The sequence below is a fragment of the Micrococcus sp. MS-ASIII-49 genome (genome assembly GCF_000946635.1).
In the GTDB taxonomy this organism is placed as follows: Bacteria; Actinomycetota; Actinomycetes; order Actinomycetales; family Micrococcaceae; genus Micrococcus; species Micrococcus luteus.
Genome location: NZ_JXSP01000053.1, coordinates 19,341 through 27,008 on the forward strand (window position 1 = coordinate 19,341; position 7,668 = coordinate 27,008).

Here is a 7,668-nt window from a genome sequence, read left to right on the forward strand (position 1 = left end):
GGCGGCCGGTCCGGTCGCCGCCTCATTCCGCGTCGGCGAACTGCGTGGTGTAGAGCTCCGCATACCGCCCGCCCGCCGCGAGCAGCGCGGCGTGCGTGCCGCGCTCCACGATCCGCCCGGCCTCGACCACGAGGATCTCGTCCGCGCTGCGCACGGTGGAGAGCCGGTGCGCGATCACGATCGCGGTCCGCCCGGCCAGCGCCTCCCCCAGCGCCTCCTGGATGGCGCGTTCGTTGGTGGAGTCCAGCGCCGCCGTCGCCTCGTCCAGCACCACGACGCGCGGAGCCGCCAGCAGCAGCCGCGCGATCGTCATGCGCTGCCGCTCGCCGCCGGAGAGGCGGTAGCCGCGCTCGCCGACCACGGTGTCCAGCCCGTCCGGCAGCGCCTCGACCACGGGGCGCAGGCGGGCCCGCTCGACGGCGTCCCACAGCTGCTCGTCCGTCGCGTCGGGGCGGGCCAGCGTCAGGTTGGCGCGCACGGTCTCGTGGAAGAGGTGGCCGTCCTGGGTCACCATGCCCACGGCCCGCTGCAGGTCCGCGAACGCGAGGTCCCGCACGTCCACGCCGCCGATCTCGACGGCGCCGGAGGTGACGTCGTGCAGGCGCGTGACGAGCGAGGCTATGGTGGACTTGCCCGCACCCGAAGAGCCCACGAGGGCCACGGTGGCCCCGGCGGGCACGGCCACGTCGATCCCGTGCAGCACCTCCTCGCCGCCGCGCGTGTCCAGCACGGCGACCTCCTCGAGGGAGGCCAGGGACACCTGCTCCGCGGTGGGGTAGGCGAAGCGCACGTCCCGCAGCCGCACGGACAGGGGCCCCTCCGGCAGGGCCGCGGGCCGCGCGGGCTCCGTGATGAGCGGCTCCAGGTCCAGGACCTCGAACACGCGCTCGAAGCTCACGAGCGCGCTCATGATCTCCACGCGGGCGTTCGCCAGCGCGGTCAGGGGGGCGTACAGGCGGGTCAGCAGCAGGGCGAGGGTGACGACGTCGCCGGCGTCGAGGGTGCCCGCGATCGCCTGGAGCCCGCCCACGCCGTACACGGCCGCGAGCGCGAGCGCGGAGACCAGGGTGAGCAGCGTGGTGAAGACGGCCTGGCGCACGGAGATGTCCACGCCGGTGGCGCGCACGCGGTCCGCGCGGCGGGCGAACTCGGCGGACTCGGCGGCGGGGCGGCCGAAGAGCTTGATGAGTGTGGCGCCGGGAGCGGAGAACCGCTCGGTCATCTGGTCGCCCATGGCCGCGTTGTGCCCGGCCCGTTCGCGGGACAGGTCCGCCAGCTTCGAGCCGACCGCCCGGGCCGGCACCAGGAACAGCGGCAGCATCACGAGGGACAGGACGGTGACCTGCCAGCTGGTGGCCACCATGACGCCCAGGGTCAGCGCCACGGACACCACGTTCGCGACGACGCCGGAGAGGGTCCGCGAGATCGCCGACTGCGCCCCGATCACGTCGTTGTTCAGGCGTGAGACGAGCGCGCCGGTGCGGGTGCGCTGGAAGAACGCCACCGGCATGCGCTGCACGTGGTCGAACACGGCGGTGCGCAGGTCGTAGATGACGCGTTCCCCCAGCCCGGCGGAGAGCCATTTGGTGAACACGGACAGCGCCGCGTCGAGCACGGCCACGAGGGCGATCAGCAGGGCCAGCCGCACCACGAGCCCGCGGTCCGCGCCGCCGGTGATCGCGTTGACGACGTCGCCGGCCAGCACGGGCGAGGCCACGCCGAGCACCGCGCCCACGATGGACGCCGCGACGAACACGATCAGGCGGGTGCGGTACCGGCCCGCGAACGCGATGGTCCGGCGCACCGTGCCGCGGGCGAGGCTCTGCTGGGCGTCGGACTGCCCGCGGGTCATCCGCATCATGGACATCCGTGCCGCCGACTCCATGCTCATGGGCCCCTCCGCTCTCTCGACCGTTGGAGAGTCTAGGAACCGCCGGGCACGGGCGGGCGCGATTCCGCTTCCGGCGTCAGGCCGCCAGGCGCAGGTAGTCCCGCCACGCTTCGGCGGGCCGCTCCAGCTCGCGGATCCGCCACTGGGCCCCGCGCGGGCGCACCGGCTCCACCCGCAGCCGCCAGCCCAGGGCCTCGAGCGAGCGGTCCGCCTTCGCCCCGTTGCAGCGCAGGCAGCAGGCCACGAGGTTCTCCCACGAGTTCTCGCCGCCCCGCGAGCGCGGCCGCACGTGGTCCACGGTGGTGGCGTGGGCGCCGCAGTAGGCGCAGCGGTGTCCGTCCCGGCGCAGCACGCCCTTGCGGGAGACCGGGGCCGCGTCCGTGTGGGGCACCCGGATGTACTGGTGCAGCAGGATCACGAGGGGCCGGCCCCACGCGCGGGTGGGGCTGCGCATCGGGTCACCGGCGTCCTCGAGCACGCTCGCCTTGCCGGTGGCCACGAGCAGCAGCGCCCGGCGGTCGGAGACGACCGAGAGGGGTTCGTAGCCGGCGTTGAGGACGAGTGTGCGCATCGGGGGCCTCGGAAGCGTGGGGACACAGGGGCGTCGTGTCCCCACGCTAGACGCGGGTGCATCGGCGCGCCGCGTGTCGCCTGCGGCGGCGGAAGAGGTTCACCGGCCCGTCACCGGGCCATCACGCCCCCGTCACGCACGACGACGGCGCGCCGCGCCTCAGCCGTCGAGACGCTCGACCCACACGTGCGCGGCCGTGGCCTCGGCCAGCTCGAGGGCCCCGCCGTCCGCGGCCGCGCCGTCCTCCGCCTCGCCCTCGACCCGGATGTACCCGGCGTCGCGGGCGGCCTCGGCACGCACCACACGGCCGGGGGTCACGCCGGCGCCGGCCAGCTGGGCCAGCAGCTCGGGGTCGGTCTGCACGCCCTCGGCCAGCCCGCGGACGCGGAACCGGCCGGCGGTGGCGGCCTCCTCGGAGAGCCGGGCGCCCGCCAGGCCCATGTCGCGGCTCCAGTCCTCGGCGGAGGCCTGCTCGGGCCGGGGCGGGATCGGGGTGCCGTAGGGGGTCTCGGTGGGGTTCTCCAGGAGCGTGAGCAGGCGGCGCTCCACCTGGTCGCTCATCACGTGCTCCCAGCGGCAGGCCTCCTCGTGGACGAGCTCCCACTCGAGGCCGATCACGTCCGCGAGCAGGCGCTCGGCCAGGCGGTGCTTGCGCAGCACGGACACGGCCCGCTCGCGGCCCGCCACGGTCAGCTCCAGCCGACGGTCCGCGCCCACGTGCACCAGCCCGTCCCGCTCCATGCGGGCCACGGTCTGGGAGACGGTGGGGCCGGAGTGCTCCAGACGCTCGACGATGCGGGCGCGCAGCGGGGGGATGCCCTCCTCCTCGAGCTCGAGGATCGTGCGCAGGTACATCTCGGTGGTGTCGATCAGATCCGTCATGGCACGTCCTCTTCCCTCGGGCTCTTCGTCCCGGACATCCTAGCGAGGCGTGAGTCACGTGGACGGCCGGTGGTCCCGGGCGCGGGAGAATGGGCGCGACCCGCGACCCCGAAGCGTCAGGAGCACGCATGACCTCCCCCGCCGAGATCACCATCCCCCAGGACCTGCTGCCGGCCGACGGCCGCTTCGGCGCCGGCCCCTCCAAGGTCCGCCCCGAGCAGCTGAGCGCGCTCCAGGACGCAGCCGGGCTGCTCGGCACGTCGCACCGTCAGAAGCCGGTCAAGGACCTGGTGGCGAGCGTCCGGTCGGGCGTCGCCGAGCTGTTCTCGGCGCCGGAGGGCTACGAGGTGATCCTCGGCGTCGGCGGCTCCACCGCGTTCTGGGACGCGGCCGCCTTCAGCCTGGTCCGCGAGCGCGCCCAGCATCTGAGCTTCGGCGAGTTCGGCTCGAAGTTCGCCAAGGCCACCGACCAGGCGCCGTTCCTGGCGCCGTCGGACATCCGCACCTCCGAGCCGGGCACCCGCCCCGAGCCGGAGGCCGTGGCCGGGGTCGACGTGTACGCGTGGCCGCACAACGAGACCTCCACCGGCGTGATGGCGCCCGTCGTCCGCCCCGCGGGCATCGACGAGGACGCGCTGGTCGTCGTCGACGCCACCTCGGCCGCGGGCGGCCTGCCGGTGGACGTGTCCGAGGCGGACGTGTACTACTTCGCGCCGCAGAAGAACTTCGCGTCCGACGGCGGTCTGTGGCTCGCGCTGTTCTCCCCGCGGGCCCTGGCGCGGGTCGCGGAGATCAAGGAGTCCGGCCGCTGGATCCCGGCGTTCCTGGACCTGGCCACGGCCGTGGAGAACTCCCTCAAGGACCAGACCTACAACACGCCCGCGCTGGCCACGCTCGTCATGCTGGACGCGCAGCTGCGCTGGATGAACGGTCAGGGCGGGCTGGACGCGATGACCGCCCGCACCGCCGACTCCTCCTCGCGCGTGTACGCGTGGGCCGAGGCGTCGTCCTTCGCCACGCCCTTTGTGGCCCGGTCCGAGGACCGCTCCGCCGTGGTCTGCACCGTCGACTTCTCCGACGACGTCGACGCGGCGGCGGTCGCCCAGGCCCTGCGCGCGAACGGCGTGGTGGACGTGGAGCCCTATCGCAAGCTCGGCCGGAACCAGCTGCGGATCGCGACCTTCGCCGCGATCGAGCCCGAGGACGTCGCGGCACTGCTGCGCTGCATCGACCACGTGGTCGAGCGCCTGGCCTGAGCCGTCCCCGGACGGGGACACGGGCCCGCGGGGGACTCCACCGCGGGCCCGTTGCGTGTCCGCCCCGGCGGGTCAGCCGGGGCGCGCCGTCTCAGCCGCGGTCGTCCGGCGCGGTCTCAGGCGCCGGGGCGCCGGGCACGCGGCCCTCGGCCACGGCCTTGAGCCGCTCGCGCTCCTCCTCGTTCACGCGCTCGGCGTACGGCACCCACGGGGGCGCCACGAGCGCACCCTCCCCCGCCATGAGGCCGGTCTCGCACACGGTGACCTGCTTGGCGCGTGGGGCCCGGGCGATCGTCACGTACCAGAGCCAGCCCGCGTAGCCGGGCATGCGGCACGCGAAGCGGTGCGTCAGGAGCCGGTCGTCGTCCACGAGCACGTCCACGTGCTCCCCCACCTCGTCCGGGGCGGCCAGCCCGGCCAGCCCCGCGCGGGCGGCGTCCACGGCGGCGGCGAGCAGCTCGTCGCGGCGCGGGGCCCGGCGACGCGCGGGCGGCACGGCCGCCCTCTCCTCCGCGGGCGCGGGCTCGGCGTCGGGGCTCCGGTGGTCGACGCGCGGGGCGTCGTCGTGGGTGGTCATGGCTCAGGCCTCCAGATCGTCGGCGACACGGCGCAGCACCTGCGCCATCTTCTGCGCCTGGGCGCGCTGGGGGTAGCGGCCGCGGCGCAGGCCGTTGGAGGTCTGGTCCAGCCACGTGATGAGGTCCTCCATGAGGACGGCCATCTCGGTGGCGCCGGGTCGGTGGTTGCGGACCACCGAGGGTGCGGCGTCGAGCACGCGCAGCGAGAGCGCCTGCTTGCCGCGGCGGCCCTCGGCCACGCCGAACTCCACGCGGGTGCCTCCGCGCAGCTCGGTCACCCCGGCCGGCAGGGCCGAGGCGGGCACGTGGACCTCCTCGCCCTCGTCCGTCTGGGCGAACCCGAAGCCCTTGGTCGAGTCGTAGAACTTGATGCGCCCGGTGGGCATGTGCGTCACCTGCTCCTCGTCATGTGGGTCCACCGCGTCGGGCCGGCGCCGCAGGGGCGGCCGTGCTCTCGTCTCGGGTCGGCGGGGTCCGGCACCGGCGTGGCGGTGCGCCGCGGCATCGGTGGGACCAGCCTGGCCGTGCGCCCGGAGGGGACGGCGGAGGACGTGGTCGTCAATGACCTCCCAGGATAGCCCGACTAGAGTGGCGGGCATGCCTCGGACCTCCACCCTCCCCGCCTCCGCGCCCGCCGCCGACCCCGCCGATCACCGGGGCGGTCGTGGCGTCGTCCTGGTGCTGGGCGTGGCCGTGACGGCGGTGTCCGCTCTGGCCCTGGTGGCCCTGCTGGTCGCGTACTTCCTGGCGTGGCCGGCGTCCCCGGCGCTGTTCGCGCTCGCGCTGTTCGGCCTGCCCGTCGGCTTCGGCCTGATGCTGCTGCACGTGGTGCTGGGCGCCGTCCGGCGCTCGCGCCCCTGAGCCGTCGGGCCAACGACGCCCCGTGACATCCAGCACCCTTTCAGGGTGTTCCCAGGTCGGGGCGGTTGACTGGGCCCCATGCAGCCTCAGAACCCCGAAGCACGCCTCCTGGTGGTGGACGACGAGCCCAACATCCGCGAGCTGCTCTCCACGTCCCTGCGCTACGCCGGCTTCGAGGTCACGGCCGCGGCCAACGGCCGGGAGGCCCTGGACGCCGCCGAGGAGTTCCAGCCGGACCTGGCCGTGCTGGACGTGATGCTCCCGGACATGGACGGCTTCACCGTGACCCGCCGCCTGCGCTCCGCCGGCCGTCACTTCCCCGTCGTGTTCCTCACCGCGCGGGACGGCACCGAGGACAAGATCACCGGCCTGACGGTCGGCGGTGACGACTACGTGACCAAGCCGTTCTCCCTCGACGAGGTGGTCGCCCGCATCCGCGCCGTGCTGCGCCGCACTGCCTCCCTCGACGACGACGACGCGGCGGTGCTGCGCGTGGACGATCTCGAGCTCGACGACGACGCGCACGAGGTCCGCCGCGGCGGCGAGGTCGTGGAGCTCTCCCCCACCGAGTTCAAGCTGCTGCGCTACCTCATGATGAACCCGAACCGGGTGCTCTCGAAGGCCCAGATCCTGGACCACGTGTGGGAGTACGACTTCAACGGGGACGCCTCGATCGTCGAGTCCTACATCTCCTACCTGCGCCGCAAGATCGACGTCGGCGGCCGCGAGAAGATGATCCACACCAAGCGCGGCGTCGGCTACATGCTCCGCACCGCGGACAAGCGCTGACGTGCGTGCGCGGCTCGACGCCGCGGCGGCCCGCGTCCGCCATCCGCGCGCCTGGCTGAGGGGCGCGTGGCAGGGGCAGTCCCTGCGCACCAAGCTGGTCGTGATGATCGCGGCGCTCATGCTGGCCCTGGTCGCCGTGACCGCCGTGGCGACCGCGGTGCTGTTCCGCCAGGAGGCGGTGCGCCAGCTGGACGAGGACATGGCCGCCAACCGGGACACCGTCTCGATGTACCTGGCCAACGTCGCCCAGACCGGCGAGTACTACATGCCGCAGCTGCCCATCCTGCGCTTCTACGGCGTCGTGTGGGACAACGAGGGCGCGCGGGTCGTCCAGACCCCGGTGATGCCGGGTGCGGACGAGCCGGCCCTGCCGGACATCACCCCGGCCGAGGCCCTGGAGCGCGGCTCCGCCTCCTTCGAGGTGCCCGGCACACAGCCGGACTCGAGCGGCTGGCGCGTGCAGCTGTACGGGCTCAGCAGCGGCGACGGCACCATGGCCGTGGCCCTTCCCCTGCAGAGCGTGACCTCCTCCGTCGAGCGCGTCACCTCGATCGTCGTGACCATCGGCCTGCTCGCGACGGCGGGCACCGTGATCGTGGCCAACCTGGCGGTCCAGCGCGCGTTCCGCACCCTGAACCGCGTGGAGCGCACCGCCGCCAAGATCGCCGCCGGCGACCTGAGCCAGCGCGTGGAGAGCGCGGCGCCCGACACCGAGGTGGGCCGGCTCTCCCGCTCCCTCAATGCCATGCTCGCGCACATCGAGTCCGCGTTCCGGGACAAGGAGATCTCCGAGGACAAGATGCGCCGCTTCGTGCAGGACGCCTCCCACGAGCTGCGCAC

The 7,668-nt window shown here is 74.1% G+C and carries 9 protein-coding genes; 4 read left to right on the forward strand and 5 right to left on the reverse strand.

Annotated elements, in window-relative coordinates; all coding sequences use genetic code 11:
* Positions 1-22 precede the first annotated feature (22 nt).
* The 3 genes from SJ20_RS03950 to SJ20_RS03960 form a co-directional block, all read right to left on the reverse strand.
* Positions 23-1,891: an ABC transporter ATP-binding protein gene (locus SJ20_RS03950; RefSeq protein ID WP_041103066.1), complete on the reverse strand. Its 1,869-nt coding sequence runs from the start codon at positions 1,889-1,891 to the stop codon at positions 23-25.
* Positions 1,892-1,967: 76 nt separating this feature from the next.
* Positions 1,968-2,462: an HNH endonuclease gene (locus SJ20_RS03955; RefSeq protein WP_020628346.1), complete on the reverse strand. Its 495-nt coding sequence runs from the start codon at positions 2,460-2,462 to the stop codon at positions 1,968-1,970.
* A 159-nt stretch (positions 2,463-2,621) separates the two neighbouring features.
* On the reverse strand, positions 2,622-3,344 hold the full coding sequence (locus SJ20_RS03960; RefSeq protein ID WP_020628347.1) for a metal-dependent transcriptional regulator: 723 nt from the start codon (positions 3,342-3,344) through the stop codon (positions 2,622-2,624).
* Positions 3,345-3,472: 128 nt separating this feature from the next.
* On the opposite strand from SJ20_RS03960, the gene serC reads away from it, so the two are divergent.
* Positions 3,473-4,600 carry a phosphoserine transaminase gene (serC, locus tag SJ20_RS03965; RefSeq protein ID WP_044659024.1) on the forward strand — a complete coding sequence of 376 codons (1,128 nt, stop codon included), beginning with the start codon at positions 3,473-3,475 and terminating at the stop codon, positions 4,598-4,600.
* A 91-nt stretch (positions 4,601-4,691) separates the two neighbouring features.
* Here serC and SJ20_RS03970 read toward each other — a convergent pair whose 3' ends face one another.
* Positions 4,692-5,177 (reverse strand): DUF3027 domain-containing protein, encoded by a 486-nt coding sequence (locus tag SJ20_RS03970; protein ID WP_041103071.1) that lies wholly within the window; start codon positions 5,175-5,177, stop codon positions 4,692-4,694.
* Between the two features lie 3 nt (positions 5,178-5,180).
* Positions 5,181-5,564, reverse strand: coding sequence for a cold-shock protein (locus SJ20_RS03975; RefSeq protein ID WP_020628350.1), 384 nt, complete (start codon positions 5,562-5,564; stop codon positions 5,181-5,183).
* A 211-nt stretch (positions 5,565-5,775) separates the two neighbouring features.
* Here SJ20_RS03975 and SJ20_RS03985 point away from each other — a divergent pair, with 211 nt between their 5' ends.
* From SJ20_RS03985 to SJ20_RS03995, 3 genes are all read left to right on the forward strand, one after another.
* A complete protein-coding gene (locus SJ20_RS03985; protein ID WP_041103073.1) occupies positions 5,776-6,039 on the forward strand; it encodes a hypothetical protein in 264 nt (87 codons plus the stop codon).
* Between the two features lie 78 nt (positions 6,040-6,117).
* Positions 6,118-6,828 (forward strand): response regulator transcription factor, encoded by a 711-nt coding sequence (locus SJ20_RS03990; protein WP_041103075.1) that lies wholly within the window; start codon positions 6,118-6,120, stop codon positions 6,826-6,828.
* Position 6,829: 1 nt separating this feature from the next.
* A partial coding sequence (locus SJ20_RS03995; protein ID WP_044659025.1) for a HAMP domain-containing protein occupies positions 6,830-7,668 on the forward strand: 839 nt, incomplete at its 3' end.

What these genes read in the sequence shown, in the direction of transcription:
- SJ20_RS03950 (WP_041103066.1), bottom strand. Translation starts at nt 1,891, where the DNA reads ATGAGCATGGAGTCGGCGGCACGGATGTCCATGATGCGGATGACCCGC.
- SJ20_RS03955 (WP_020628346.1), bottom strand. Translation starts at nt 2,462, where the DNA reads ATGCGCACACTCGTCCTCAACGCCGGCTACGAACCCCTCTCGGTCGTC.
- SJ20_RS03960 (WP_020628347.1), bottom strand. Translation starts at nt 3,344, where the DNA reads ATGACGGATCTGATCGACACCACCGAGATGTACCTGCGCACGATCCTC.
- serC (WP_044659024.1), top strand. Translation starts at nt 3,473, where the DNA reads ATGACCTCCCCCGCCGAGATCACCATCCCCCAGGACCTGCTGCCGGCC.
- SJ20_RS03970 (WP_041103071.1), bottom strand. Translation starts at nt 5,177, where the DNA reads ATGACCACCCACGACGACGCCCCGCGCGTCGACCACCGGAGCCCCGAC.
- SJ20_RS03975 (WP_020628350.1), bottom strand. Translation starts at nt 5,564, where the DNA reads ATGCCCACCGGGCGCATCAAGTTCTACGACTCGACCAAGGGCTTCGGG.
- SJ20_RS03985 (WP_041103073.1), top strand. Translation starts at nt 5,776, where the DNA reads ATGCCTCGGACCTCCACCCTCCCCGCCTCCGCGCCCGCCGCCGACCCC.
- SJ20_RS03990 (WP_041103075.1), top strand. Translation starts at nt 6,118, where the DNA reads ATGCAGCCTCAGAACCCCGAAGCACGCCTCCTGGTGGTGGACGACGAG.